Here is a 24,946-nt window from a genome sequence, read left to right as displayed (position 1 = left end):
CCCCCAACTTTGCCGCTCGTTATACCTCCACGTGACCCCTAGCGTCGTGACCAGCACATTCGCACCGACCAGAAGGAGTCTTCCAATGTCGTCCATCGAGCCCTACACGCCGTCCAGCCTCCCAAACCGATCATCTGCCGGTGGCCGGCTGGCCCGCCAAACCGCCCGCGACCTCGCAGCCATCGACCAGGGCACCGACATCACGACAGCCAGGATTGCTGCCGCTGGCGAGATTCAGCAGGTTAAGGTCGATGCCGTTGCTCGCACCGGCGCCTATGCCATGCAGCAGGTGGCCCTGGTATCGCAAGTGCAGCAACAACTCGCCCTCGCGGCACCAGCTGCATCCGGCGACCTGGACTTCATCAAGACGATGACCGTCGTGGGTGTCGGTCAGATCGTCGCGGGTACTGGTCGGGCGGTGAACCGACGATGACCGGACTTCTCGTCGGCCTCGTGCTGGTAGCCGCGATTCTGGCGGTGCTGTTCCTCGCTGGCTTCGTGCTCAGCGTCTGCGACGAGTCCGATCGGCAGTTGGAGGTTGCCCGCATCAATCGGGAACGCCGACTGGCTGAGGCCCGGATCAACCGGCTGACGACGTCAGCGATCCAGCAGATGACAGATATCGCACAGCGACGGCAGGCTGGCCCGAGATGACAGACGTCGTCTCCCAGCACGCCATGCCGCTGGATGATCGGCAGGCCAACTACGTCTCAACTGAGGAGATCGATCAGGCCAGGCGGAGGTTGACGCGGTGGGTCTTCACCGCCGCTGCAACGAGAGTGCAGGAATGTGGTTTCGCCTGGATACCGCAGCCCGACGCGCCGTCAACGTATCCGGACTTGTGTGCCGCCTACGTCAATTCCCAGGAGACCGGCGACCCACTGTCGGTGTCGTCGGAGAACTCATCCACGGTGATCCTGATGTCCCCGGAGTTCAACTTCGCCTGGCAGTTCGTTCACGATATAGCGCATGTGGAGCTGGGGCTGAGCTTTTCGTTGCCCGATGAGTATGAACTGGCGCTTCGACACCTGTCGGAGCTCGAACGGGCCGGGTTCGCCCGAGACAGCCTGGAATATGCCTTCCTCAAAGCCGACACGCTCGGCCAGGTGATCATCAACGCGGTGGCGCGCCGGTTTCCGTCCGATCAAGAGCTGTTCGACCTGGAGTGCCAGCGCTACGGGTTCGAGCAAGGCATCTTGCGCGAGATCCGCCGGGAGTCGTCGTGAGTGACGACCCTGGCGGTCTCGCCAGCCGGCTGCTGAATATCTGCGTGACTGTCCTGGTCGCCGCGATGGCGCTCTACGGTGCGGTCTACATTCTGCGGGAGATCTGGGTGCCGCTGTGCATCACGCTGGCCACCGTCGTGATTGTCGGTGGCGGAGGCGCGCTGGTTTATCGGCGCTTTCGTGGCTGGTGAGATGGTTTCCATCGACTGTCCGTCGAGCGGTGGCTACTGTCGCGCTAGTCCCGCGCCCAGAATCGCCGTAACGGGCAGTCGTTGTCAATTTCACATTTATCGAAATACTGTTCTTTGACCTCTGTTTGTTGAGGTAAAGCAGGATCGACTACCATCCCGCAACTCTTGTTTATTGATTTAATTCAATACACAATGTCCTGCGGATTGCACGAATTCAATGCGTCCCATTCTTTTATCGCGTAATTCAGATTGGAGGATACCTATGTCGAAAACAGGACGACAAAACTATCGGCGGGGTGCTCGCGGTGCCCCGAAGGGCGATCGGCAGATCGTGGTGCGGGGTGTGCGTCGTGATCCGCCGGATCTGCGCAAGCTCAGTCGGGCGGTCATTGCGATGGCGCTGACGGAGGCCGAGGCGACTGCCGAGATCGACGAGGCCATGAAGCATGGCGACGGCCAGACCGCGGCGCCGCCGGCCACCGGTAAGCCCGACACGGAGAAGGACACTGGCGCCGATGACTGACGATTTGGATCGTCAAAGTGAGGACCCTGTGTCGGCGGGATCGCTGGTGTGGCAGCAACCGTTTTGGCCGCAGACGTTTACGAATGCTGCTGCGTTTGGGTTGCTGCGGCATTTCGCCTCGCGTACCCATGCGCCGCAGCTGATCTTGGAAGCCCGTGCCGATGTGACGGGTGTGGAGTACCTGATCGGCTCGCAGCTCCGGCACCGGGTGGCCGTTCGCCGGGCCGTTGAGCAGCTGGTCGATGGCGCCATCGTGACCAGCTTCGATCCGAGTGATCGGGGCCGCATCAGCACCGCACGCCGTATTCAGCTCAGCACCACCATGCGCCAGCTTGAGCCCGTCGACGCGGTGGCCTCACACCGTTCTATCCTGCATGCGCTCACCGCGGTGGGGAAGGGTGAGCGGCTGACGATTCAGATCGTGCTCGGCCCGCGCCACCACCCGACGAGCGCTCCCCGTCAACTGACTCGTGGTGACCAACCGGTCGTATCCAAGCTGCTGCATGGTGTCCTCTCGGATACCCGGCCCGGAGCGCAGGCGGCGTTGCAGCAGAAACTTGGCCAGCATGCGTTCACCGCTGCCGTGCGGCTCGGGGTCGAGGCGGCGAGCGCCGAACGTCGCAAAGTGCTACTGACCGGCCTGGCGGCAGCCATCGGGACGACCGAGTCGCCGGATGTGCGGGTGATGCTGCGCCGTGAAAAGCCGGACCGGGTCAACATGCCGCGTGCCGCGTGGTCGATGTTCACCCCGTCGCAGCGGTTGACGGTGACCGAAGTCGCTCGGCTGTCGGGCTGGCCGATCGCTGATCGCGACGAACAGTTTCCCGGTCAACCACCGCGACATCCGCGGCCGGTGCGGCCGAGCACCGCGCTACAAACCGGGCAGCGGGTCGTTGCTGACGCCAGTGCCCCCGGCACGGACGGCACGATCGGTTACAACGTGACCGATGCGCTGCGCCACACCTGGGTGATCGGACCGAACGGTGTCGGCAAGTCAACGTTGCTGCTGAACCTGATCCTCCAGGACCTCGAGGCTGACAGACCGCTGGTGGTGATCGAGCCCAAAGACCTGATCACCGATCTGCTGACAGGCATCCCGGAGAAGCGCCAGGGCGACATCGCTGTGCTCGATCCGTTCGGCAAGGCACCGGTCGGTATCAATCCGCTCGACCCGGCACATCGGCACGGTCGCCCGCCCGAAGTGGTAGCCGACGCTCTGTTCGGCACGCTTAAAGCTATCTGGGGTGACGGGCTCGGGCCGCGCTCGGCCGACATTCTGCGTAACTGCCTCGATCTGCTGGCCCGTCGTGATGACGCCAGCTTGGTGATGCTGCCGCTTCTGCTGACCAATCCCGGTTTCCGTCGTCGGATGACGCATGGGGTGATGCAGTCCGATCCGTTCGCCTCCGGCCCGTTCTGGCAATGGTTCGACAGCCTCTCACCCGAGGCCGCCGCAACCACCATCGCCCCCTTGAGTAACAAGTTGCGGCCACTGCTGAATCACCCGCTTCGCAATGTGCTCGGCCAGCAACACCCGAACTTCAACGTTCGCCAGGTGCTGACCGAGAAAAAGGTACTGCTGGTGCCGCTCCAAAAGGGAGCACTCGGCCCGGAAAATGCGCAGCTCCTCGGAGCCATCGTGATTGCCGAGCTGTGGCAGGCCATCCGCGAACGGGTCACGGTTCCCGAATCCGACCGCGATCCGGTCATGGTCTACATCGACGAAGCCCAGGACTACATCCGCGGTATCCCCACCGACCTCGGCGACGCCCTCGCCACAGCCAGGTCGCTGCGCGCCGGGTTTCACCTCGCGCATCAGTTCGAGAAGCAACTGCCACCGGCGATGCTCGACGCCTTCCGCAACAACGCACGTTCCCGGATCACGTTCCAACTCCAGGCCGGTGATGCCAAAGACATGACCGCCGGCCAAAGTGTGCTCGCCGTCGAAGACTTCACCTCACTGCCGGCCCATCACGTCTACGCCAGCCTCGTCCGCGACAACACCGTGCAGCCCTGGGCATCCGGAACTACCAAACCATCACCTGCACCGACCAGCGACCCGGCCGACATTCGCCGTCGCAGCCGCGAGCGCTATGGCCGTCCCGTCACCGAAATCGAGGCCAGCTTCACCGCACTCCTCGACGGCGCCGCCACCGCTGATGGCACCGAGGATATCGGTGGGCCGCGTCGACGGAGGCGCGCATGAACGGGCCGAAAATCGGGTCGGGCGGGGCGGCGAACGGTGATCCGTTCGCTGGTCCGATCGTGTCGTCCGTATCACCTGTATCGCCCCTGGCAGATCCGCAATCCGTATCCCTACCGTCAGGGAATAGTGGTGCCCCACAGGGCACCACAACGCCCGCACCGGACACCTTGCGCCGGCTATCTGGCGCTGCCGTCGACCGTATCCGTGACCGTCTCAGCGACCGAGACATGGCTATCCTCCGATCGGTCGACGAACACCGGTTCATGACCGCCCGGCAGATCGAAACGCTGCACGTCGCTTCCGTTGCGGCGGACGCGCGTGGCCGTGTCACCCGCCGCATTCTCGCCCGACTCCGAGGTTTGCGTGTGCTCGACACTCTCGATCGCCGCATCGGCGGTGCCCGTGCCGGATCGCGTGGCTTCATCTACCACGTCGGCGTAGCCGGGGACCGACTCCTGACCGGTGCACGGCGTGGCAGTAGCCGGCTGCGGTACGAGCCGACTACCCGATTCGTCGACCACCGGCTGGCCATCGCTGATGCCCATATCGCGCTCACGGTGGCCAGTCGGACAGGCCGATTTGAACTCGCGGACGGTGCGGTCGAACCCGGCTCGTGGCGCACCTACACCGGCATCGGAGCGGCGCGACGAACACTCAAGCCCGATCTGTTCGCCGAAACCGCCAGCGATGACGACCACGTGACCGCCTGGCTCATCGAGATCGACCTGGGCAGCGAACATATTCCAACGCTGCTCACCAAGTGCCGTGAGTACGAGGCCTATCGGCAGACCGGGATCGAGCAAGACCGCCACGGCGGGTTCCCGCTCGTCGTCTGGTCGATGACCCACTCAAACCCGCAGAAGGCTGCGCGCCGTCGCCACGCTCTTGCCGAGGGCATTGCGGCCGACCGCAGGCTTCCCAGCGCACTGTTTCGGATCATCGCGCCCGACGACTTGGTGTCGCTCATCGAGCAGGGAGGAGCGGTATGAGCAGCCAACAAATACGGCGGAATCGGATTGTCATCGGTGACGCGCTGACGCGCCTCCAGGAACTACCGGACAGCTCAATCGACTGCGTCGTCGCCAGTCCGCCGTACTTCCGGCTACGAGACTACAACGCTGACGGCCAGCTCGGCCTCGAAAGCCACGTCGACCAGTGTGTGGACAACTTGGCGGCCATCAGCGAACAGGCCGGGCGGATCTTGGTGCCGACCGGCACGTTCTGGCTCAACGTCGGCGACACGTACTCCGGTCACGCCTCCCAGGGCGCGGCGCGCAAAAGCCTGCTGATGGCACCCGAACGCCTGGCGCTGCGCCTGCACCATGACGGCTGGCTCATCCGCAACAAAATTGTCTGGGCCAAACCCAATCCCGTCCCCTCGAGTGTCCGCGACCGGCTCAACTGCACCTACGAAGTCATCTACGTGCTCGCCAGACAACCGCACTACTTTTTCGACCTCGACGCCATCCGCGAACCTCTGCGAACCGCACGAAGCTCAACTCGCGCAAATGATGAGGGGCAAGCGACGACGCGTGAGGCGTGGCGCGGGCCGAACGGCATGGCTGCCACCGGATTGCAGACACTCAAAGCCCAAGGGAGAGCTGGGCATCCGCTAGGCAAGAACCCCGGTGATGTTTGGACGATCACGCCGGGCGGCTACCGAGGCGCCCACCATGCGATCTTCCCGCTGCGGCTCGCCGAGCGCATGATCGCCGCCGGTTGCCCCGAAGCCCGCTGCACCCGCTGCCGACGCCCGTGGACCCGCAGAGTGATACGGGCTCTCGGCGGAACAGCCACCCGCGCCGCTATCACCCCAACCTGCCAATGTAACGCCGATCACGAGCCCGGACTGGTGCTCGACCCGTTCATGGGCAGCGGCACCACCGCTATTGCCGCCGAGAACCTGAAACGTGACTGGTACGGCATCGAACTCAACCCAGACTTCGCCGCCGCGGCACGGGACCGGATCGCGACGGCACGACGGCACCGATTGCCGCCACCACCGGAAAGGTCCGCCGCATGACCCCGGTCGTGCCTCGTCGGTGTCATGCGGCCGTCCCCGTAACCACAGTTCGTGATTACCGGCCGCAGCGCACCGAGGAGGTCGCAATGTCTACACCCGACGAGTCGATGCGAGGCGTCAAAACCCTTGGCATCAAACTCAAGCATGACGTCCATGCGCAGCTGAGCTTCATCGCCCAGCTACGTGACGGCACCATCACCGATGAAATCCAGATCGCCATCGCCGAGCACATCGCCCGCGCCAAAGACGATCCGGAACTGGCCGGCAAAGCCGCCCAAGCGCGCGCCGACATCGAACGCGAAGCCGCGGCCCGCCAGCAGGCCATCGCCACCTTGTTCGCCGACCGGGGCGAACCCACCACCACCGGCACGTCTCGTACACGCCGGAGCACCAAGGGAGGCGATACCGCATCATGACCGTGCCGGACCGACGGCCGTAGATACAGCACCCCACCACGGGGTGCATCCAGGGTACGGGCGGGGAAACGGATCGAGTCACATCGACTCTCCGCTTCCCGCCCGGCCCAACAACACCCATCACGAACACGAAAGGAGGTGAGAATGCATGACTCACACCACGAACCACGACCAACAACCCCGGATACGGAACGGCAGCACGAGGCTGAGCCGTCACCGAGGCCAGCGATCTATGTCGCCAGCCTCGCTGACTATGTCAACGGACGGCTGCACGGTGTCTGGCTCGACGCCGCCCGCAACCCTGACGACATCCACGCTGATATCGCCGCCATGCTGGCACGCTCGCCAGAGCCCGGCGCCGAAGAGTTCGCTATGCACGACTACGACCAGTTCGGACACTGGCGCGTCGGCGAATACGACTCCATCGAACAGATTTCCCGTATCGCGCGCGGCATCGCCGAGCATGGCTACGCCTACGCCGCCTGGGTCGAAACCCTCGACGGTGACCTCGACGACATCGATCCCGATTCCGAGGCTGACGCCTTCAACGAGGACTATCTCGGCCACTATGGCTCCGTCACCGACTACGCCGAGCAGATGGCCGACGATCTCGGCTACATCGCCGAGCTGGCCAAGCTCCCCGAGTATGTGCAGCAGTACACCCACATCGACTATGCGGCCATCGCCTGCGACCTCGAAGCATCAGGCGATATCGCCACTATCACCAACCCCGACGGCGGAGTCTGGATATTCAATGCCAACAGCTGACACACGCAGTACTAGTCGCCAAGAAGGGCATATTCGCGGAAATGCAATAGAACATATCGAAATTGCAAATAATCGCGGTGTGGGATTGTATTTATCCATTGATTTTGATCAATGGTCCATTATACAATGGGTGATACAAGGGGATGCAATAACCATGACGCCAGATCAAACCGTAAAACTCATCAATCTGCTCACCACCAAGCGCAACGAGCAGAACTTGAGCGTCAACGAAGTCGCCCGACGCGCAGGCGTCGACACCGGCACCGTGTGGCGCATCGAGCAGGGCATGATCGCCAAACCTCGCGTCGAAAGCCTCATCGCCATCGCCAAAGTGCTCGGAATCAAACCCATGGAACTATTCACCACCGTCGGCTGGCTCACCGCCGACGACCTCCCCGACATCGACACCTACCTCCACACCAAATATGCCGATCTCCCCAAACCCGTAGTCGAGAACGCCCAACGCTACATCGACAGCCTCCGCACACCGCCAGCACAACACTCCCGCGGCTGTCACCACGCCGGAACCATCGCTGATCCGTGCCCGCAGCGCACCAACCACTGCCCCCAATGCCCCTGCGCACCACAGGAGTACTGAGCCATGACCTACGCGACGGAATCAAACGAACCCGACAAGGCCGTGCTCTACCTACGCGTATCAAGCAAGAAACAGATGGACACAGCCATCGACATCGATCGCGATGGAAATTCCATCGCAACCCAGCGCGAGGTTGCAACCCGCAAAGCGGACGGCATCGGCGCAGCGGTCGCGCGTGAGTTTGTGGAACCCGGTGTCTCGGCTTCCACGATCGAGAAGCGGCAAGTCTTTCAGGACATGCTGACCTTCCTTCGTGAGAACCCGGACGTGCGCTACGTCATCGTGTACGCACGATCCCGCGCCTTCCGTAACTACATCGACGCCGCGATCACCAAGCGACTACTGGACAAGTTGCACGTAAGACTGGTTTCCGCGCGCGAGGATTTCGGTGACGGCGTCTTTGCCGATGCCATGGAGGCAGTCACCGACATCTTTAACGATATCCAAAACAGGCAGAACGGCGAAGACATCCGCATCAAGCTGCAACACAAAGCAACCAACGGCGGCACAACGGGCAAAGCGCCGATCGGCTACCGCAACGTCCGCATCGAGCACGAAGGTCGGCAGATCAACACCGTTGAACTTGACCCCAAACGGGCACCGCTCATCCGCAAGGCATTCGAGCTATACGCCACCGGCGACTACGGTCTGGAACGCCTCGAATCGACCATGGCCGATCTCGGCCTGACCACACGCGCAACCCCGAAATATCCCGAACGCCCCATGACGTTCAAATCGCTACACCGGATGCTGCGAGACCAATACTACCTCGGCTACATCAACTACAAAGGGGATGTGTTCAAAGGCCGACACGAGCCCATCGTCGATCAGGAGTTGTTCGACCGGGTTCAAGAAGTCGCTGATTTCCGCAGCAAGAGCGGCCAGCGCGATCGTGTACTGCAGCACTACCTCAAGGGGGCACTGTTCTGTGCTCGGTGCGAACATAACGGACGAATGACACGGCTCATCTACACCGAAGCCCGAGGCCGTTCGGGCAGGCGCTACGCGTACTTCATGTGGCGAGGGCGGCAGGACGGCATCTGTGACCTGCCGCACCTGCCCGCCGATGGAGTCGAACAGGCCATCGCTGACCACTACCTGACGCTGGCGTTGCCAGCCTCCTTCGTCGCTGAGGTGCGCAGACTGCTTGAGGACGCCGTGGCAGACGAGCAACGTAGCGTTACCGAGCTCCACGCAGCCCTGAACCGCAAGATCAAGGAACTGGACGGCAAGGAGGACCGCCTGCTTGATCTCCTCGCTGATGACGGCATCCCACAAGCAAAGGTCAGGGCCAAACTCCGCAAGATTCAGACGGATCGCGCGGCTGCGGAAGCCGGGCTGGCCAACGCTGCCGCCGAGATCGCCGTCGGCGCAGGAGTGCTCCTCGACGCCCTCGACCTCGTATCGCACCCCGACACCTTCTACCGAGACGGAAACGACACCGTTCGACGCAACCTCAACCAAACCTTCTACCAGTACTTCTACATCGACGAGCACGGCGTTCAGGGAAGCCGACAGAACCCGCCGTTCGCAGACTTCCACGCTGCACACGCACTCACCACGAGAGCACAAGCGACCACCGATGCCGCAAACGCAAACCGAGACCCCCTGGCGGGGGCCTCGAAGCGTACGGGTGACGACTCTTCTTCTGATTTGGCTCTCTCCCTCGCCGACATCCTTTCGGGCACCGGTTCGAGTAAGAACACTTTGGTGGAGCTAAGGGGAATCGAACCCCTGACCTACTCGATGCGAACGCGATTCGTGCCGATTTCACCCGTACCAGTTCAGGGCATGTTTTCGTTCCAATACAACTGTGGCGCAGGCTAATCGCATTTCGTTGGTTGCGTTGGTTGCGACATGATCCATCGCCTTGTGTTGGTCGTCCTGCGGGACCACTGCGGGACCACTGCGGGACGCCTTGTTGGGTCGGATTGTCGGCCTTGAGGGCGGGCCACGATCCGGCGACGGGCAGCGTGTGAGATAATGGATACACTTGCCGCACAGAGTGTTTCCGCGTTGGTAGTGCTGGTCATCGCTGGTACTGTGGTCTACATGACCACGACGCGCCGCCGATGATGGCCCGGTCCCGACACGGGGGCCGGGCGGACACATCGGTGAGGAACGAACGACATGTCAGACGATCTCGACCCGTACATGGGGTATCAGGAGATCCATCGAGACCTAGTGCCCGGCATACCGATTGGCACCCTGCGCGCGCTGGAATGCCGGGGCGATCTACCGCCGTCGATCGTCGTCGGCCGCCGCCGCCTGTGGCGCAGGTCGGCCATCGTCGGGTGGCTGGCCGGCCTTGAGGCTCAGGCCGAGGCTGCTCAGGCGGAGGGCGTCGCATGAGGGTCGAGCACGGCGTGCCCGACGCCGGGATGACGGATCGCATGATGGACGCCATATCGGCCGCTGGCGGCTTCGGACCACGTGGCGGGTATCAGGTGACCGATCGCATTGGTACGGGCGTCAGATCGCCTCTCAGGCCTGTTTCTCGCCCCGTGTGCGACCAGTCGTCGCGTGACGCGATCGAAGACAGGGGCCTCGCACACGACGACGCCCCCGGCGAGGAAACCGGGGGCGCGTCACCACACGTAGAGCGACACCCCAAGAAGAGTGTTCAGAGATCGTCTACACCGCCAAGGATACCCGGGTGATGTGGGGGCGCGTGGATATGAGAATCTTCGCCGAGTTGCCGCACGTAATCGCAGCGTTCTACAGCTACCTCTCCTGCCACGCCTATCGTGGTGAAACAGCCAGTGAGGCAAGCGATTACATCGGGAACCCGATGGGACAGTTCTTCTTGCGGCGCGAGACGATGGCCGAGGAGTTCGGCGCGAGCGAGCGATCCATCGACGGATACCTCACGCGGCTTGCCGACGCGGGTTACCTTCAGCAGGTCCGCCGCTACCGCACCGACGGGACGCAGCGAGCAAGTCTGTACCGGCTGCGAGTTGGCGAGTACGTCGAGCCCGGATTCCCAGACGACGAGTTCACGGCAGCTCATCTGCGCCAGATTTCCGCCCCGACAGGGCGCAAGAAGTTGCGCGCTACAGGGCGCAAGAAGTTGCGCACATATAACAGGGGTCTTAAAGAAGAACAGGGTTCTTTTTCTACTGGTGCCCTGCCGAACTCTGACGTTGCCAACGGATCTCACGACAGCTCTTCGCCGACCTCGGCAGGGCACGCGGATACGAAACCGAGGGCAGAACTGTCCGCTGTCACGGCCCGGTTCGAGCGTGGTTGGTCGCTCGAACAGACACGGTCACCGCTTCCGCTCCCGGACAGGTGGACGCCGAACCGCGCACACTGGTCCGAGCTGCACACAGCGTGGTCTCGCGGGATCGACGTTCATGCCGAATCCGTTTTCGTCGCGTTCGACGATTGGGCCAAGTCGGGCACGGCAGCGCTCGGAGAGGATCGCCGGTCCGCGAATTGGGGAGCCTCACTCACCGCGGCAATCCGGGTCATCGTCGCGGACCTCGACCCGACCGACGGCGACCCCACCCGACACATGTTCAGCGAGATCGACGTCTACGAACTGCTCGATCTCTACCACGCAAGGAGGGCAGCATGAGGCTGGAGTTGTTACTCGTCCGTCTTCAGCGCCGCCTGGACCGGGTCGACCGATGGATCGCCGCCCGTTGGCATTGCCTCGTCGCTCGCGTCGTGATCGGTAGCGTCCTGGCCGATCGGGATCGGGCGCAGGTTGACCGCGAGGTCGCGATCCGCGCCGAGGGCGGTCCTGCGGTGGTCGTATACGCGATTCAGGACCTCGTCGTCCTGGAGGTCGCCGAGGTCCCGGTGGCCGACCTGTCGCCGCGCCAGGCATACGCGCTGGCAACCGAACTGGCGCACCACGCCGACATCGCCGAAGGGGCGACGTGATGCTGGTCCGGATGTCTACACGTCGCGAGGTGCCCGAGGTCGTCGTCACTGACGGCCGCTGCCCGATCCGGTTCGGGATCTCGGGTATGCGGTTCGCCTTCACCGCGGCCGAGGCTCTCGAACTGGCCTCGCGCCTTGCCGATGCTGTCGAGGCTCATCGGTCCGTTTCAACAACACACAAAGGAGAAAGCGAATGAGTAAAGCCGACAAAGTATTTGGTGATCGCAAAGGCAAGTCTGGCGTGCCGAGATCCAGCATTATCCGCAAGGAGCGCCCAACACGTTGCCCTGCTTGCGGTTCCGAGGTTCCCGAGAGTCAGATCGACCGCGCGAAACTCGCAACCAACACGGTGAATAGCGGGGTGGAACAGGCAATTCTTCGGCGTCGCGCGCACAGGGCGCGGCAGGCCGGCGACCTGGCCGAGGCCGTCGCGCAGTCAGAGTTGGCCGAGAAGGCGGGCAACTTGCGGGAGCAGGGACCCGACGGCGAGGAGCTGACCGCCCGCGAAGGCACGGACGAATGCCCGGCGTGCTCGACAACCGGCGTCAAGGTGATTGATTCGCGGCTTGCTCCGAGCGGGCGCGCCGAGCTGGCCCGGTCTCGCCAGCGGTTCACGACCGCCGAGGTCGAGAAGGCTCGTGACCGCAAGACTTCGGCGAGTCGCGCCGCGTTCGATCGCGCGAACGAGCGCCGTCGCCGTCGTCGCGCGGCACTCAGGGACATCTCCGGGGGCGGGCAGTGACTCGCAAGGACGAGGCCGCCGAGGTACTTGAACGCTTCACAGAACTGCGCAACCGGCACGCCGCGGCATCAGACCCCGAGGAGCGGCGCAAGCTCTACGTGAGCGCTCTCCGGTGTGCTGGTGAGTTTGATTCGATCGTTCGGCGGTCGGCATTACGCGAGCGTCAGCATGAGCGGAGGCGGTGATGGGCTGGGTACTCGGTGGCAACGGCGAGCCCGACCTGTATTTCCGTCCCGACCCGGCCTCGCCGCGGGACGTCCCGGGCGCTGTTCTCGGATTCCCGCGTGCTTTTGGCGACCTCCTCCGCAGCCTCATCTTCCGGAAGGATGGCGGCGTGATTCCCGGCGTCGGGAATCAGGTGGCCGACCTCCAGGCCGCGCTGTCGGCCGGATTCTGCGATCGCTGTGCGGAGTTGCTCGCGCGGAACCCTGGTGCTCTTCACCCGGGGCACCGCGACAAATGCAGGGCGTGCCGCCGATGACAGATGAGAGCCGTGACCCCGTTCGATCCGCGCGCGCGGTCACTGACGCCGACGAGGCCGAGGCCCGCCGACTACGCGACAGTGGCCTGTCCCAGACACAGGCCGCCGCACATCTGGGCGTCAGTCAGCCCGACCTGTCCAGGGCATCGCGCCGCTGGGGCCTGTCGTGGTGGCCTGCGCCGATCGCCGGTCAGGTCCAGGCCGAGCGGTTGCGCCTGGCGCGCCAGGAACTCGCCGAGGCGGCCTTAACCGACGCGCTTGAGATACGTAAACGGTTGTGGGACAAGGGATTAGAACACATCGCCACCCGGGAGGGTGTCGAGACGGTCGAGACCGAGTTACCTTCTGCGCGTGCGGTTTCCGACCTGAGCAACGCGATAGAGCGGCTGACGAGGGTCGCGACGCACGCGGCCGACGACGCAAGCGGGCACACCGAGGCTGCCGTGTCGATGCTCGACGCGCTGGCCAGGGGCGTCCGGGCCACCGTTGCCCGGTGGGATGAGGGCGGCGAGGATGAACGCCATGACTGACCGCGACGTCCTGGCCGAGGCCCGCGAGAGTGCCGAGCACCTGCGCCGCGTCCTGGCCGCCATCGACGCGGGCGAGTTGACCGCGACCCCGACCGAGTACGCCGCTTTCCAGGGCGCGATCGTCGCTCTCGATGCCTTGTCGGCCGAGTAGGTGTACATAAAACGGTCGATTCATGTACACTGAGGGCATGAGCAAGCGCCGCACCGCCCCCGCCAACACGGTCGTTTCGTACGTCCGCGTGTCCACTGCCGAGCAGGCCGACAGCGGCGCGGGTCTCGACGCCCAACGCGCCGCCATCGCGGCCGAGGCCGCCCGTCGTGGATGGACCCTCGTCGCCGAGTACGCCGACGAGGGCGTGAGCGGCGGCAAGGCCGCGGACAAGCGCCCTGGCCTCGCCGCCGCTCTGGCAGCGGTCGAGTCGGGCCAGGCCGCCGCTCTCGTCGTGGCCAAGAGTGATCGCCTGGCGCGCAACCTGCGCGCCCTGCTCGACGTCATCGACCGGGTCGAGTCGGCCGCGGGCGCAGTGGTCGCCGTCGACGGCACGGTTGACACCTCGACCGCCGCAGGGCGCTTCACGACCCAGATCATGGGCGGCGTCGCCGAACTCGAACGCTCGATGATCAGCGATCGCACCAAGGCTGCACTGGCTGCTCGTAAGGCGCAGGGCGTTCGTCTGGGACGGCCGAGTGAGACTCCGGCCGAGGTCACCGCGCGGATCGTCGCGGCCAAGGCCGAGGGCAAGAGCCTGCGCGCGATCGCCGCCGAGCTGACCGCGGCCGGGATCCCGACCGTGCGGGGCGGCGCGACGTGGCACGCGTCGACCGTGCGGGCGGTGCTGACCAGTCAGGATGCCGCCGCACTGGCCTAGACCTGAACGCGGGGGAGTCGGTCGCCGCATTGGCCCGCGAGTTCGGGATCTCGCGGCAGTCGGTCTACAACTACGCCAAGGCTGTCACACCGGCCTGAGAACCTCGGGGGCGCGAGATCCGCACCTCCGCCGAGAGAAGGAACGAACGATGAGCGATATGAATGAGATTGAGCGCCAATGGTTTTCGGTTACCGGCGTGCGGGACCTCGGCGACGTGACGATCGCCGAGACCTACCCGAGTGACGGCGACGACTACGGCGCGCCCCGGTGGACCATCACCGTGCTCGACGGCGACCCCGAATGCAACGGCATCGACGTCGACGCGGCGCGCTTGATCGCGTTGCGCAACGGGATCACTGCCGCCCTCGCTGCGCACGGCATCTCGTGAACCGCAACCGGCGGGAAGGGATCACCGACGCCTGGCACACCGCGACCGGCGAGCGGTCGGCCAAGTACGGCCGGGGCAAGCGCTGGCTTGTCCGGTGGGTCGATGAGTCGCGCGAGCACTCGAAGTCGTTCGACAAGAAGTCGGACGCGACCGCGTACCTGTCCGAGCTGACCACGGCGCGCAATACCGGCCGGTTCGTCCATGAGCGCGCCGGTCGGGTCACGGTCGCGGCCTTGTGGGGTGAGTGGACCGCGCAGGCCGGCCACCTGAGCCAGAAAACGATCGCGTCCCGCGAGACTGCCTACTGCTGCCACGTGATGCCCCGGTGGGCAGGCGTGACCGTCGGCGACATCCGGGTCACCGCTGTGCGGGCATGGGTGGCGGACATGGCGCAGGCGGGCGTGGGCGTGCCGACCATCGAGCGTGCTGTCGGCGTTCTCCGCGGTCTGTGCGAACTGGCTGTCGATGACCGGCGGATCTCGGCCAACCCATGCGTGAACGTGAAGCTGCCCCGGCGCTCGCACCCTGACCGGGCGTACCTGTCGGTGCCGCACGTGCAGGCGCTGGCCGAGGCGATCACGTTCCGTCCCGAGGTCGTCGAGCTCCTGGCCTACACCGGTCTGCGATGGGGTGAGATGGCAGCGCTGCGCGTGTCCGACTTCGACATGCTGCGCCGCCGGGTCGACGTCTCGCGGTCGGTCACCGAGGTCAGGGGTCACCTGGTCTGGGGTACGCCCAAGACCCACGAACGCCGGTCGGTCCCCTTCCCTGCCGTCCTGGCCGAGACCATCGCGCCGTTGATGGCGGGCAAGGGCCGCGATGACCTGGTGTTCACGGCCGAGAGCGGGGGCGTGCTGCGGAACTCGATATGGCGGCCGCGCGTGTTCGACAAGGCGGTGAAGGGCTGCCAGCGGGCCGACGACACGTTCCCCTCGCTGAGTCCGCACGACCTGCGCCACACCGCGGCATCCCTGGCGATCTCGGCCGGGGCCAACGTGAAGGCGGTTCAGCGGATGCTTGGCCACGCCAAGGCGTCTATGACCCTGGACACCTACGCGGATCTCTTCGATGACGATCTCGACCTCGTGGCCGGTGCGCTCGATGCCAAGATCCGGGCCACGAGCGGAACTACTGCGGGACCACTGCGGGACGGGACGACTCCGAGGTAGTCGCGACGAGTCCGAATACATGCCCTGAACTGGGCTTTTACTGGTGGAGCTAAGGGGAATCGAACCCCTGACCTACTCGATGCGAACGAGTCGCGCTACCAACTGCGCCATAGCCCCGGGCGGTCTCTCGACCGGCCGCGTGTCACTTTATCAGCCCTCCCCCGCCCGATCACAAACGCGTCCGGGCCGATAGGGTCACCTCTGTGGCCCAGCTTTCCGACGAGACCATCGCATCCGTACTCGACAACGCCGTGGCCGGGATCAACCCCGTCCTCGACGCCCTCGCCGAACGCGATCCGCTGGGCTTGAAGGATCACACCTTCCACGACGCCGCCGACCACGATTCCCGCATCGACCAGGTCAAACACCATCTGGCGCAGGTCGTCGACGCCGCCGACTGGCCCGGCACCAAAGGGTGGTCGGAGCGGCCGATGAACAAACGTGCCAGCTGGTGGGTGACCCGGATCGGGACCATCAACACCAGCGCGGTGGCGTTCCCCGGGATCTTCGGGGCGTGGACCAAGAAGCTGCCGGTCGCCTCCGTTCTCGGCTTCGCCAATCAGGCCATGGTGTTGGTGGCGGTCGCCCGCGAGTACGGGGTCACCGACCGCGCCGACCAGGTGCGGCTCCTCGCGGCCGTCTTGTGCGGCCGCGACCTCGTCGACCCCGAGGTGGGAGCCGAGTCGGCGCCGGCATTGCCCGCCGGAAACAAGGAGCGACGCAAGTCGATGACCCGCGCGATCTGGGACACGGCTCAGACACTGCGTGCGATCACCGACGAACTCGACCGCCGCCCGCAGCCCCGCAAACCGTTCGAGATGCTCACCTGGATACCCGTGGTCGGCGGTCCGGCGCTGTATGTCGGTGAGCGCCTTGCGCTTTCGCGTGCCGTCAAACAGGGGCGGGCGTGGATCGTGGCGCATCCCGACGTCGTGCGACCGCACGACAAGCCATCCTCATAGCTCTGGTGGTGTCCGGAGCGGTCGTTCTCAGTGGCCTCCGACGGCAATACGCTCCTCGGGCACCACTGAGGGCGACCGTTCCGGGAATGCTCACCCGACGCGACGGTATTCGGGCTCCTCGCGCATGACGCGTCGACGCTGGTACTGCGGCAGATGCTCGAAGACGGGGTCCTCGTCGTCGATCTCCAGCACAACCGCCCCGCCCGGACGCCGAAGACGCGGAGGCGGTGGGGCGGAAGCGAATTCGGGAGTCTCGGCCTCGCGACGACGGCGCTCGGCCTCTTGCCGCCGGGTGCGTGCGGCACGGGCCGCGCGCTGGGCCCGGATTTTCTGTTCGGTCCTGGTCGCACGCCGCAGGTAGAACAGGTAGCCGACCAGCATGATCGCGGTCACACCGGTGGCGACCCAGCCGCCAAGTCCGAAGACCACACCGGCGACAACGGCCAGCAGAGTCAGGACCAGCAGGCCGAGTGTGACGCGCTGCCGCTCCCGATAACGCGCATCGCGGTCGGCGTCCTCCACCGAGTAGGCACTGCTCCGGCCCGACGACCGGCGGGACCGGCTCGATTCACGCGCATGCGCCGGCTCGGGTTCCACGTCCTGCGCGTCGTCGGAGTCGACGTGGGCCGAACGCGAATACCCGTCGTACTCGTCTTCGTCGAGATCGTCGTCCTCGTCCTCGTACGCGGCTTCCTCGTAGTCGGCTTCCTCGTAGTCGGCGTCGTCCTCGTCTTCATACTCGGCGTCCTCATAGTCCGCGTCTTCGTACTCAGAGTCTTCGTATTCGGCGTCCTCGTACTCGGCGTCGTCGGTCAGATCCTCATCGTCGTACTCGGAGTCGGCATCGCCAGAGTCGGCGCCCTCAGAGTCGGCATCGTCGAGATCTGCGTCGTCAAGATCGGCGTCGACAACCGCGTCATCGACGTCGTCGGCGACATCGTCAGCCGCCTCGACCACCGGCGCCTCAACCTTCTCGGTGGTGGCGCGGCGAACCGGAGTGGTCTTCTCGTCGGCGTCTTCGACGTCCGCGGAGTCGTCGGCGAGCTTGGCTTTGAGCCGCTCTTCCTTGGTCTTTCGCGACCACGAGCCGTCCTCGCTACGCCGGGTCGGAACGCGTCGACGCGGGGTGGCGGTCTTGGAGCCGCCGCGGTGCAGCAGCCGGGTGGCGCGGGCGATGTCGGTGGACTTCAGCATCTGCGGCCGGCCCTTGATCACCATCGGGACCAGCACGAAGAGCCAGACCGCGACGAGGCAGACCCACAAAACAGAGTTGGGCATGGCGACTCTCCCTTTCTTTCACTCTGGTCACACGGGATCACTGCACAATGTATGGCCCGAGAGCGCTCGTCCCACGTAGACGCGCCGGGGAAGCCCGAAGTTCACACCCCGATCTCAGCTATCCGGACCACTCGGCTCACTCGGCGACGAACCGCGCATCCACCGCGACGACGATCTCGATGTCGTCGGAGCGCAGTTCCAGCGACGGCGGCCCGGCTCCGTCGTCGCCCACCATCGCGCGCATCATCATCGGTTGCGCGGGAGATGACTCGGCGAGCATGTTCGGATCGGCGAGCTGGGTCGCGACAACCGTCCCGCGTCCGACGGCGTCGGCGTAGGCCTGCGCCTTCGCGACCGCGTCCTCGACGGCCTGCCGTCGCAGGTCCCGCTCGTGGTCGAGGCGATGGTCATCGGTGACGTCCCAGGCGATCTGTCCCACCTGCACGCCGTCGCGGTCGGACCAGTCGTCGATGAAGCCGGAGAGCAGCTCGAAATCGGTGAACTCGGCGTCGAGCGCAATCGTGGTGGTGTACACCGGATCCAGCCGGCGGCCATCCCGATCGTGCGGGCGGTAGGAGTACACACGGATCGAGTCCGACGACCAGGTGGTGAGCGCGCCGTCGTTGCGCAGCCCATCAAGGGTGGTGATCAGCTCGGACTGCACGACGACAGCACGCGTGCGGACCTCGGGCTTCTCCGGACCCTCGATCTGAACGGACAGGTGCAGTGTCGCGCGCTCGGGCCGGTAGCGGCCACGCGCACGTCCCCGGACGACGATCTCCAGTGGCGCCATCGGCCCAACATACCGGCAATCAGTGCAGACTGGCCCGCCCCGATCGCACCAGCGTTTCCACCGCGCTGCCCACCACTTCCTCCACGGTGAGCGCGAACAGCAGATGATCGCGCCAGCGTTTGTTGACGTCCATATAGCGTTCGAGCAGACCCTCGCGTCGAAAACCGATCTTGCCCAACACTTTCTGTGACGCCATGTTCGACGGCTGGACCGTCGCGTCGAGCCGGTGCAGGCCCACCGCACCGAAGCAGTGATCGACGCCGAGGGCCACCGCCGCGGTCGCGATGCCCTTACCGGCGTGCGCCTCGTCCACCCAGTACCCGATCCACGCGGTGCGTACCGCGCCGCGCTGGATGTTCCCCACGGTCAGTTGCCCGACGTAGACGCCGTCGAGTTCGATCACGAACGGCAGGATGGTGCCACGCTTGGCCTCCGATTTGAGGATCGCGAACAGGGGCGGCCACGAGCCCGGTTGATGTCGGTCGGCCCAGCTCCCGACGCCGGTGGGTTCCCACGGCAGCAGCGAGTTCTGATTCCGGATACGCAACTCGCTCCACGTCTTGCCGTCGCGCAGCTTGACCGGCCGCAGGACCACGCCACCCGCGGGCAGGCGTAACGGGCCGAGAGTCGCCGGCCACCCCGGACTGGCCTGATCGCCGCTCAACCACCTGAACACAGAATGGGATCTTATTCGCTGGGGTACGGTGCCCGTGGCCGATGGGCCGTCTGTGCAGGTGATTCAGCCGCGTTGCGCCAGGAACGACACGTCGACCTCGTCGCCGGTGCCGAGTTCCTCGACGTCGGCGTCCACCATGATCAGACAGTTGGCCTCGGCGAGCTCGGCAAGCAGATGCGACGACCCGGTCGGCGACGCCCCGAGCACCTGCACCAGATAGTCCCCGGATCGTTCATCGCGCATCAACTGCCCGCGCAGATACCCCTTGCGGCCCTGCACCGACGCGATCGGTCCGATGGTGCGCGCCTTGATGATCCGGCGCATCGGCTGCCGTTTGCCCAGCGCGATGCGGATCAGCGGACGCACCATCACCTCGAAGGTCACCAGCGCGCTCACCGGGTTGGCGGGCAGTAGGAAGGTCGGGACCTCGTCGCGGCCGAGGCGCCCGAAACCCTGCACCGAACCCGGATGCATGGCCACCCGGACAATCTCGAGCTCACCGAGGTCGGCCAGCGCGTCGGCGACCGCGCGTGACGCGCTACCGCCGATGGCCCCGCAGATCACCACGATCTCCGACCGGATGAGTTGCGCCTCAACCACTTCCCGCATCCGGGAGGCGTCACGCTCGGCGATGCCGACGCGGTTGACGTCGGCACCGGCGTCGCGGGCAGCGGCGGCCAGGGCATAACTGTTGACGTCATAGATCTGTCCGGGCCCGGGTGTGCGGTCGATGTCGACGAGTTCGCTGCCCACCGAGATGACCGACAGCCGCGGCCGCGGATGCACCATCACCCGTGATTGGCCGACCGCGGCGAGCAGACCCACCTGGGCGGGACCGATGATCGAGCCGGCGCGCACCGCGACGTCACCGGGCTGCACGTCGTCGCCGACGCGTCGCACATAGTCGCCGCTGTCCACCCCGTGACCGATCTTGACCTTCTGATCACCGCCGTCGGTCCACCGCAGCGGTACCACCGCGTCGGCGAGAGTGGGCATGGGAGCACCGGTTTCGACACGGACGGCCTGCCGCGGCTGCAGCCGGGTGGGGGTGCGGGCACCGGGCCCCACCTCCCCGACCACCGGCAGCGACACAATCATCGGCTCATTGGGTTCGAGGTCGACGAGTTCGGCTCCGCCGGTGTCGAAGTCCTCGACATCCTCGGGTGCGATGGTGCCCGCGAGTGCCACGTCGACGGCCCGCACCGCGTAACCGTCGATCGCGGCCTGATCGAAGCCGGGCATCGGGAGTTCGGTGATCACCTCTTCGGCGCACATCAGTCCCTGAGACTCCGAGATCGCCACACGCACCGGGCGCGGGGCGACGGCCGCGGCGGTCACCAGCGTCAGATGATCCTCGACAGACCGCATCTCACCGCTCTCCAGACATCACCGGATACACCACGACAGACACCGTAACCGGATACCGGCATTACTCACGGCAGGCGCGCTCGGCAGACGCGCATCGGACCGTCACCCCGCTGACCTGGATGACACCGCTGCACGCCGATACACGCAGCTACGCATGTGGTTGCGCAGTGGTGTCATAGGGGTCATTCGGCGAGACGCTTGGTCAGCCACTCCCGCAGTTCGGGGCCGTAATCGTCGCGGTCGAGCGCGAAGTCGACGGCCGCCTTGAGATATCCGCCCGGATTGCCGAGGTCGTGGCGGGTACCGCGATGCACGACGACGTGCACCGGCTCCCCCTCCTCGATCAGCAGCGCAATGGCGTCGGTGAGCTGCAATTCGCCACCGGCGCCCGGCTTGATCCGGCGCAGCGCGTCAAAGATCTTGCGGTCCAGGATGTATCGGCCCGCCGCGGCCAGGTTCGACGGCGCGTCGGCCGGCTCGGGCTTCTCCACCATGCCCTTGAGCTTCTTGACGTTCGGGTTGTTGGCGTCGGGCAGTTCCTCGACGTCGAAGACGCCGTAGGCGCTGATCCGGTCGCCGGGCACCTCGATCGCGCACAGCACCGATCCGCCGCGACGCTGCCGGGTGCGCGCCATCACCTCGAGCACGCCGCCGGGCAGCACCAGGTCGTCGGGCAACAGAACGGCGATGGCGTCCTCATCGTCGTCGAGGTACTGCTCCACGCACCCGACCGCGTGCCCGAGGCCCAGCGGCTTCTCCTGCACCACGGACGCGACTTCGAGCAACGAGGGGGCCTTGCGCACCTTGGCCAGCATCGCGGCCTTGCCGCGCTTGGCGAGGGTGTTCTCCAGGACGAGGTCCTCGACGAAGTGCGCGACCACACCGTCCTTGCCGGGCGAGGTGATGATGAGCAGACGGTCGGCGCCGGCGGCCTTGGCCTCCTCGGCCACCAGCTCGATTCCGGGAGTGTCGACGACGGGCAACAACTCTTTGGGCACCGTCTTCGTGGCGGGCAGGAAGCGCGTACCCAGACCGGCGGCCGGGACCACCGCGGTCCGCGGGATCGGCGGCGTGTTCGGCACGGCTTCGTACTCGGTGAACTCGTCGGAATGTGCAGCAGAGGTCATGGCATTACCCTAATTCAGGACTCTGTCAGCGGCCTGTCGGCGATCTCACCGCAAGCTGTTCAAACGGGTGAATTCCATGTGGTACCAGGCGCAGCGGGCAGGCCGATCGACTACAGTCCGGTCGTAGACCAATGGATTCTGTGACGCAAGGGGTAGACGGGGTTGCGGACACTGAAGAAGCGGATACGGGACGAGTGCATCGAGCGACGGTCCACGATGTCGCCGTTCGCCCGCGAACAGGCAGCGGGAAACCTGGCCGAGTGGATCTATGCGGCGCCGTTCCGGCTGGAGTACGACGTCACGGTGGCCGCCTATGTGCCCGTGGGCTCCGAGCCCGGATCGCTGGCGGTGCTCGACGCGCTGCTCGACCGCGGCGTCACCGTCCTCATCCCGGTGGTGCCGCCGGGTGAACCGGGGCCACTGGATTGGGCACGCTATCACGGGCAGGAATCACTGGCGCGCGGCCGCTGGGGACTCTGGGAACCGACCGGCGCACGACTCGGCGTCGAGGCCATCCGCGCGGCGTCCTTGATCCTGGTGCCGGCTCTCGCCGTGGACAAGTCGGGTGTGCGGCTCGGGCGGGGTGGCGGCTACTACGACCGCACATTGACCGGTCTGACCGCCGACGTCGTGGCCGTCGTGTACGACGACGAGATCGTCGACTCGCTGCCGTCCGGGCCGTTGGACGTGCCGGTCGGGTGGGTGCTCACGCCCGAGGGTGGGTTCCAGGAGCTGGGCTGACGGCGGAAACCAACTCGCCCACCACTCTTCTGCAGATCCACCACACCGTTGGGTGGTGGATGTGCAGAAAAGTGGTGGGCGAAGTCGCGAAGGCCGTCCCGCTCAGGCGGGTGCTGCGGCCTTGGCCGGGGTCGACGACGTCGAGGACTCCGACTTGCTGCTGCTATCGCTCGACTTGGTGCTCGACGAGGAATCGCTCGACGAGGACGAGGAGCTGTCGCTCGACGAGGTGTCCGACGACGACGAGCCGGGCCGGGAGTCGGTGCGGTAGAAGCCGCTGCCCTTGAACACGATGCCGACGGTGTTGAAGAGCTTGCGCAGCCGGCCCGTGCACTGCGGGCACTCGGTGAGGGAGTCGTCCGAGAACGACTGGACGATGTCGAACTTGTTGTCGCACTCCGTGCACGCATACGAGTAAGTGGGCACCGATACCTCCGAAAAGTCAGTGAATCGCTGACAAGTGTAACCGATCTTGGCACTCATCCATTCCGAGTGCTAAACGGGTGCTCAGGCGCGCTCGAGGTCACCCACCGATGACATCCCGGTCGGCGTCGGGGACACCGTCACGGTTCATGTCGTCGTCGCGTGCCAGGCGGGCATCCCAGCGCAGCAGCGCGGCGGCGAGCCCTGCGGATAGGACCGATCCCAGCAGGATGGCAGCTTTCGCGGCAGCGGCGTGTGGGTCGTCCTCGGCGTCGAAGGAAAGCTCCGCGATGAGCAGCGCGACAGTGAATCCGACGCCGGTCAGCATGCCGATGGGTAGCAGGTCGCGGATGCCGATCGAGTCCGGTAGCCGCAGCGGCGTGAACCGGGTCATCAGCCAGGTGGCGCCGAGCACGCCGGCGACCTTGCCGGCCACCAGCCCCACCACGATGCCGATCGACGCCGCCTGCACCAGACCCGAACCACCGATCACCGTCACCCCGGCCGCCGCGAACGCGAACAGCGGCAGCGCAAGCGCCGCCGAGTAGGGCCGGATCGCCTCGTCGAACACGGTTGTGCGGGGCAGGGATTCACCGCGGATGGCCAGGGCGGGCACGGTGAAGCCGAGCAGTACACCGGCGACGGTCGAGTGAACCCCCGAGGCGTGCATCAGTGCCCAGGCCACCAGGGCCAGCGGCAACAGCGCAATCCACCACCGCCGCGACAGACGCACCAGCACGCCGAAGGCGACGACGCAGGTGATCGCACCGATTAGCGCGAGGATGTCGATGTGCTCGGTGTAGAAGGTGGCGATCACGGTGATGCCGAGCAGATCGTCAACGACGGCGAGCGTCAGCAGGAAGGTCCGCAGCGCGAGCGGTAGTCCCCGGCCGAAGATCGCCAGGACACCCAGCGCGAACGCGATGTCCGTGGCCGTCGGGATGGCCCAGCCGTGCAGTGCGGCGGGGTCGCCGACGGCCACCACGATCACATAGAACAGGGCAGGCGTGACCATGCCACCGACGGCCGCGGCAATCGGTACCCCGGCCAGCCGCGGCTCGCGCAGGCTACCCGCGACGAACTCGTGTTTGAGTTCCACCCCGACGACGAAGAAGAAGATCGCCAGCAAGGCGTCGGCGGCCCATTCGCCCAAGGACAGGTGCAGATGCAGCGACGCCGGACCGAACTTCACCTCGAGCAACCGGTGGTAGCTCTCCCGCCACGGCGAGTTGGCCCAGGTCACCGCGATCGCGGCGGAAACCAGCAGCAGGGCACCACTGGTGGTGTCGAGCGCCGCCCAACGCCGCAGGCGGGCCGAGGGGGTCGGCGGGGAAAGATCGTGGGGTGACAACGGAGTCCTTACGGTCGATTCGACGTCGCTCCAGCAGTGCCGGAGGCCGACCAGACTTCCCGGCACACCGTCAACCATTCTTCCTGATTCACCGCTCAGAGCCCAATCGACATCGCTGACCACAACTTCGCGCAAACTCGCCCAACCCTGTGGACAGACCTGCTGAGCAGCGCGGATGATGGTCGACGCGGACGTAGCGTGCCCGT

General features: G+C 65.6%; 32 protein-coding genes and 1 tRNA gene. 25 read left to right on the top strand and 8 right to left on the bottom strand.

The window, feature by feature from the left end; genetic code table 11:
- The first annotated feature begins 85 nt into the window (after positions 1-85).
- The 23 genes from GBRO_RS07075 (at position 86) to GBRO_RS06970 (ending at position 16,021) form a co-directional block, all read left to right on the top strand.
- The gene (locus tag GBRO_RS07075) at positions 86-433 is read left to right on the top strand and encodes a hypothetical protein (RefSeq protein ID WP_012833291.1); all 348 of its coding nucleotides are present in this window, start codon (positions 86-88) and stop codon (positions 431-433) included.
- Complete coding sequence (locus GBRO_RS07070) at positions 430-654, top strand: hypothetical protein (protein ID WP_012833290.1); 225 nt, start codon at positions 430-432, stop codon at positions 652-654. Before GBRO_RS07075 ends, GBRO_RS07070 begins: the two co-directional genes overlap by 4 nt.
- Positions 651-1,226, top strand: coding sequence for a hypothetical protein (locus GBRO_RS07065; protein ID WP_012833289.1), 576 nt, complete (start codon positions 651-653; stop codon positions 1,224-1,226). The genes GBRO_RS07070 and GBRO_RS07065 overlap by 4 nt, the downstream gene beginning before the upstream one ends.
- Positions 1,223-1,417 (top strand): hypothetical protein, encoded by a 195-nt coding sequence (locus tag GBRO_RS07060; RefSeq protein WP_012833288.1) that lies wholly within the window; start codon positions 1,223-1,225, stop codon positions 1,415-1,417. The genes GBRO_RS07065 and GBRO_RS07060 overlap by 4 nt, the downstream gene beginning before the upstream one ends.
- Before the next feature lie 262 nt (positions 1,418-1,679).
- Positions 1,680-1,940, top strand: coding sequence for a hypothetical protein (locus GBRO_RS07055; RefSeq protein WP_012833287.1), 261 nt, complete (start codon positions 1,680-1,682; stop codon positions 1,938-1,940).
- A complete protein-coding gene (locus GBRO_RS07050; RefSeq protein ID WP_012833286.1) occupies positions 1,933-4,146 on the top strand; it encodes a type IV secretory system conjugative DNA transfer family protein in 2,214 nt (737 codons plus the stop codon). Before GBRO_RS07055 ends, GBRO_RS07050 begins: the two co-directional genes overlap by 8 nt.
- Positions 4,143-5,135 (top strand): replication-relaxation family protein, encoded by a 993-nt coding sequence (locus GBRO_RS07045; protein WP_012833285.1) that lies wholly within the window; start codon positions 4,143-4,145, stop codon positions 5,133-5,135. Before GBRO_RS07050 ends, GBRO_RS07045 begins: the two co-directional genes overlap by 4 nt.
- Positions 5,132-6,169, top strand: coding sequence for a DNA-methyltransferase (locus GBRO_RS07040; RefSeq protein WP_012833284.1), 1,038 nt, complete (start codon positions 5,132-5,134; stop codon positions 6,167-6,169). Before GBRO_RS07045 ends, GBRO_RS07040 begins: the two co-directional genes overlap by 4 nt.
- Positions 6,170-6,255: 86 nt before the next feature.
- A complete protein-coding gene (locus GBRO_RS07035; RefSeq protein WP_012833283.1) occupies positions 6,256-6,585 on the top strand; it encodes a hypothetical protein in 330 nt (109 codons plus the stop codon).
- A gap of 144 nt (positions 6,586-6,729) precedes the next feature.
- The gene (locus GBRO_RS07030) at positions 6,730-7,353 is read left to right on the top strand and encodes an antirestriction protein ArdA (RefSeq protein ID WP_012833282.1); all 624 of its coding nucleotides are present in this window, start codon (positions 6,730-6,732) and stop codon (positions 7,351-7,353) included.
- Positions 7,340-7,951, top strand: a complete 612-nt coding sequence (locus GBRO_RS07025) for a helix-turn-helix domain-containing protein (protein WP_227892861.1) — start codon at positions 7,340-7,342, stop codon at positions 7,949-7,951. The genes GBRO_RS07030 and GBRO_RS07025 overlap by 14 nt, the downstream gene beginning before the upstream one ends.
- A gap of 3 nt (positions 7,952-7,954) precedes the next feature.
- Entirely contained in the window at positions 7,955-9,778 is a 1,824-nt protein-coding gene (locus tag GBRO_RS07020; RefSeq protein WP_012833280.1) for a recombinase family protein, read from the top strand.
- A gap of 303 nt (positions 9,779-10,081) precedes the next feature.
- On the top strand, positions 10,082-10,303 hold the full coding sequence (locus GBRO_RS07015) for a helix-turn-helix transcriptional regulator (protein WP_012833279.1): 222 nt from the start codon (positions 10,082-10,084) through the stop codon (positions 10,301-10,303).
- Between the two features lie 307 nt (positions 10,304-10,610).
- Positions 10,611-11,531, top strand: a complete 921-nt coding sequence (locus GBRO_RS25745; protein ID WP_012833278.1) for a hypothetical protein — start codon at positions 10,611-10,613, stop codon at positions 11,529-11,531.
- Entirely contained in the window at positions 11,528-11,842 is a 315-nt protein-coding gene (locus GBRO_RS25740; RefSeq protein ID WP_012833277.1) for a hypothetical protein, read from the top strand. The genes GBRO_RS25745 and GBRO_RS25740 overlap by 4 nt, the downstream gene beginning before the upstream one ends.
- Positions 11,843-11,853: 11 nt before the next feature.
- Positions 11,854-12,039 carry a hypothetical protein gene (locus GBRO_RS07000; RefSeq protein WP_147290634.1) on the top strand — a complete coding sequence of 62 codons (186 nt, stop codon included), beginning with the start codon at positions 11,854-11,856 and terminating at the stop codon, positions 12,037-12,039.
- Complete coding sequence (locus GBRO_RS26290; RefSeq protein ID WP_012833275.1) at positions 12,036-12,584, top strand: hypothetical protein; 549 nt, start codon at positions 12,036-12,038, stop codon at positions 12,582-12,584. The genes GBRO_RS07000 and GBRO_RS26290 overlap by 4 nt, the downstream gene beginning before the upstream one ends.
- A 477-nt stretch (positions 12,585-13,061) precedes the next feature.
- The gene (locus GBRO_RS24655) at positions 13,062-13,595 is read left to right on the top strand and encodes a helix-turn-helix domain-containing protein (protein ID WP_012833273.1); all 534 of its coding nucleotides are present in this window, start codon (positions 13,062-13,064) and stop codon (positions 13,593-13,595) included.
- Positions 13,588-13,746, top strand: a complete 159-nt coding sequence (locus GBRO_RS26285; protein WP_169309865.1) for a hypothetical protein — start codon at positions 13,588-13,590, stop codon at positions 13,744-13,746. Before GBRO_RS24655 ends, GBRO_RS26285 begins: the two co-directional genes overlap by 8 nt.
- A gap of 37 nt (positions 13,747-13,783) precedes the next feature.
- A complete protein-coding gene (locus GBRO_RS06980; RefSeq protein ID WP_227892860.1) occupies positions 13,784-14,464 on the top strand; it encodes a recombinase family protein in 681 nt (226 codons plus the stop codon).
- Positions 14,404-14,562 (top strand): helix-turn-helix domain-containing protein, encoded by a 159-nt coding sequence (locus GBRO_RS27685; RefSeq protein WP_115311672.1) that lies wholly within the window; start codon positions 14,404-14,406, stop codon positions 14,560-14,562. Before GBRO_RS06980 ends, GBRO_RS27685 begins: the two co-directional genes overlap by 61 nt.
- A gap of 50 nt (positions 14,563-14,612) precedes the next feature.
- The gene (locus GBRO_RS06975; protein WP_012833270.1) at positions 14,613-14,852 is read left to right on the top strand and encodes a hypothetical protein; all 240 of its coding nucleotides are present in this window, start codon (positions 14,613-14,615) and stop codon (positions 14,850-14,852) included.
- A complete protein-coding gene (locus tag GBRO_RS06970) occupies positions 14,849-16,021 on the top strand; it encodes a tyrosine-type recombinase/integrase (RefSeq protein WP_012833269.1) in 1,173 nt (390 codons plus the stop codon). Before GBRO_RS06975 ends, GBRO_RS06970 begins: the two co-directional genes overlap by 4 nt.
- A 41-nt stretch (positions 16,022-16,062) precedes the next feature.
- Here the strand turns inward: GBRO_RS06970 and GBRO_RS06965 are convergent.
- Positions 16,063-16,138 (bottom strand) — tRNA-Ala (locus tag GBRO_RS06965).
- Between the two features lie 86 nt (positions 16,139-16,224).
- Here GBRO_RS06965 and GBRO_RS06960 point away from each other — a divergent pair.
- Positions 16,225-16,983: a hypothetical protein gene (locus tag GBRO_RS06960; protein ID WP_012833268.1), complete on the top strand. Its 759-nt coding sequence runs from the start codon at positions 16,225-16,227 to the stop codon at positions 16,981-16,983.
- A gap of 90 nt (positions 16,984-17,073) precedes the next feature.
- On the opposite strand, the gene sepX is transcribed toward GBRO_RS06960, so the two are convergent.
- From sepX to GBRO_RS06935, 5 genes are all read right to left on the bottom strand, one after another.
- Positions 17,074-18,261: a divisome protein SepX/GlpR gene (gene sepX / locus GBRO_RS06955; protein WP_012833267.1), complete on the bottom strand. Its 1,188-nt coding sequence runs from the start codon at positions 18,259-18,261 to the stop codon at positions 17,074-17,076.
- A gap of 136 nt (positions 18,262-18,397) precedes the next feature.
- Positions 18,398-19,054 carry an SIMPL domain-containing protein gene (locus tag GBRO_RS06950; protein WP_012833266.1) on the bottom strand — a complete coding sequence of 219 codons (657 nt, stop codon included), beginning with the start codon at positions 19,052-19,054 and terminating at the stop codon, positions 18,398-18,400.
- A gap of 19 nt (positions 19,055-19,073) precedes the next feature.
- Positions 19,074-19,730: a GNAT family N-acetyltransferase gene (locus GBRO_RS06945; RefSeq protein ID WP_012833265.1), complete on the bottom strand. Its 657-nt coding sequence runs from the start codon at positions 19,728-19,730 to the stop codon at positions 19,074-19,076.
- Positions 19,731-19,793: 63 nt separating this feature from the next.
- A complete protein-coding gene (gene glp, locus GBRO_RS06940) occupies positions 19,794-21,098 on the bottom strand; it encodes a molybdotransferase-like divisome protein Glp (protein ID WP_012833264.1) in 1,305 nt (434 codons plus the stop codon).
- Positions 21,099-21,280: 182 nt separating this feature from the next.
- Entirely contained in the window at positions 21,281-22,225 is a 945-nt protein-coding gene (locus GBRO_RS06935) for a UTP--glucose-1-phosphate uridylyltransferase (protein WP_012833263.1), read from the bottom strand.
- Between the two features lie 162 nt (positions 22,226-22,387).
- Here GBRO_RS06935 and GBRO_RS06930 point away from each other — a divergent pair, with 162 nt between their 5' ends.
- Entirely contained in the window at positions 22,388-22,966 is a 579-nt protein-coding gene (locus GBRO_RS06930; protein WP_041919773.1) for a 5-formyltetrahydrofolate cyclo-ligase, read from the top strand.
- 102 nt (positions 22,967-23,068) lie between these two features.
- Here the strand turns inward: GBRO_RS06930 and GBRO_RS25170 are convergent, their stop codons facing one another.
- Together GBRO_RS25170 and nhaA are read right to left on the bottom strand one after the other, a co-directional pair.
- A complete protein-coding gene (locus GBRO_RS25170; RefSeq protein WP_083775675.1) occupies positions 23,069-23,392 on the bottom strand; it encodes an FmdB family zinc ribbon protein in 324 nt (107 codons plus the stop codon).
- A gap of 97 nt (positions 23,393-23,489) precedes the next feature.
- A complete protein-coding gene (gene nhaA / locus GBRO_RS06925; protein WP_012833260.1) occupies positions 23,490-24,818 on the bottom strand; it encodes a Na+/H+ antiporter NhaA in 1,329 nt (442 codons plus the stop codon).
- Positions 24,819-24,946: the final 128 nt, after the last annotated feature.

Source organism: Gordonia bronchialis DSM 43247 (genome assembly GCF_000024785.1).
Classification (GTDB): domain Bacteria; phylum Actinomycetota; class Actinomycetes; order Mycobacteriales; family Mycobacteriaceae; genus Gordonia; species Gordonia bronchialis.
The sequence above is the reverse complement of the archived record's forward strand: the minus strand, read 5'-3'. Positions and strand labels throughout refer to the sequence as shown.

Bases quoted from the DNA above. Each gene is read 5' to 3' on its own strand.
- GBRO_RS07070 (WP_012833290.1), top strand. From the start codon at position 430: ATGACCGGACTTCTCGTCGGCCTCGTGCTGGTAGCCGCGATTCTGGCG.
- GBRO_RS07055 (WP_012833287.1), top strand. From the start codon at position 1,680: ATGTCGAAAACAGGACGACAAAACTATCGGCGGGGTGCTCGCGGTGCC.
- GBRO_RS06980 (WP_227892860.1), top strand. From the start codon at position 13,784: ATGAGCAAGCGCCGCACCGCCCCCGCCAACACGGTCGTTTCGTACGTC.
- GBRO_RS07000 (WP_147290634.1), top strand. From the start codon at position 11,854: ATGTCTACACGTCGCGAGGTGCCCGAGGTCGTCGTCACTGACGGCCGC.
- GBRO_RS07065 (WP_012833289.1), top strand. From the start codon at position 651: ATGACAGACGTCGTCTCCCAGCACGCCATGCCGCTGGATGATCGGCAG.
- GBRO_RS07020 (WP_012833280.1), top strand. From the start codon at position 7,955: ATGACCTACGCGACGGAATCAAACGAACCCGACAAGGCCGTGCTCTAC.
- GBRO_RS06935 (WP_012833263.1), bottom strand. From the start codon at position 22,225: ATGACCTCTGCTGCACATTCCGACGAGTTCACCGAGTACGAAGCCGTG.
- glp (WP_012833264.1), bottom strand. From the start codon at position 21,098: ATGCGGTCTGTCGAGGATCATCTGACGCTGGTGACCGCCGCGGCCGTC.
- GBRO_RS07035 (WP_012833283.1), top strand. From the start codon at position 6,256: ATGTCTACACCCGACGAGTCGATGCGAGGCGTCAAAACCCTTGGCATC.
- GBRO_RS07050 (WP_012833286.1), top strand. From the start codon at position 1,933: ATGACTGACGATTTGGATCGTCAAAGTGAGGACCCTGTGTCGGCGGGA.
- GBRO_RS07030 (WP_012833282.1), top strand. From the start codon at position 6,730: ATGCATGACTCACACCACGAACCACGACCAACAACCCCGGATACGGAA.
- GBRO_RS06950 (WP_012833266.1), bottom strand. From the start codon at position 19,054: ATGGCGCCACTGGAGATCGTCGTCCGGGGACGTGCGCGTGGCCGCTAC.
- GBRO_RS24655 (WP_012833273.1), top strand. From the start codon at position 13,062: ATGACAGATGAGAGCCGTGACCCCGTTCGATCCGCGCGCGCGGTCACT.
- GBRO_RS07040 (WP_012833284.1), top strand. From the start codon at position 5,132: ATGAGCAGCCAACAAATACGGCGGAATCGGATTGTCATCGGTGACGCG.
- GBRO_RS25740 (WP_012833277.1), top strand. From the start codon at position 11,528: ATGAGGCTGGAGTTGTTACTCGTCCGTCTTCAGCGCCGCCTGGACCGG.
- GBRO_RS26290 (WP_012833275.1), top strand. From the start codon at position 12,036: ATGAGTAAAGCCGACAAAGTATTTGGTGATCGCAAAGGCAAGTCTGGC.
- GBRO_RS07045 (WP_012833285.1), top strand. From the start codon at position 4,143: ATGAACGGGCCGAAAATCGGGTCGGGCGGGGCGGCGAACGGTGATCCG.
- GBRO_RS06975 (WP_012833270.1), top strand. From the start codon at position 14,613: ATGAGCGATATGAATGAGATTGAGCGCCAATGGTTTTCGGTTACCGGC.
- GBRO_RS07025 (WP_227892861.1), top strand. From the start codon at position 7,340: ATGCCAACAGCTGACACACGCAGTACTAGTCGCCAAGAAGGGCATATT.
- GBRO_RS07075 (WP_012833291.1), top strand. From the start codon at position 86: ATGTCGTCCATCGAGCCCTACACGCCGTCCAGCCTCCCAAACCGATCA.
- GBRO_RS25745 (WP_012833278.1), top strand. From the start codon at position 10,611: ATGTGGGGGCGCGTGGATATGAGAATCTTCGCCGAGTTGCCGCACGTA.
- sepX (WP_012833267.1), bottom strand. From the start codon at position 18,261: ATGCCCAACTCTGTTTTGTGGGTCTGCCTCGTCGCGGTCTGGCTCTTC.
- GBRO_RS26285 (WP_169309865.1), top strand. From the start codon at position 13,588: ATGACTGACCGCGACGTCCTGGCCGAGGCCCGCGAGAGTGCCGAGCAC.
- nhaA (WP_012833260.1), bottom strand. From the start codon at position 24,818: ATGGTTGACGGTGTGCCGGGAAGTCTGGTCGGCCTCCGGCACTGCTGG.
- GBRO_RS07015 (WP_012833279.1), top strand. From the start codon at position 10,082: ATGTCAGACGATCTCGACCCGTACATGGGGTATCAGGAGATCCATCGA.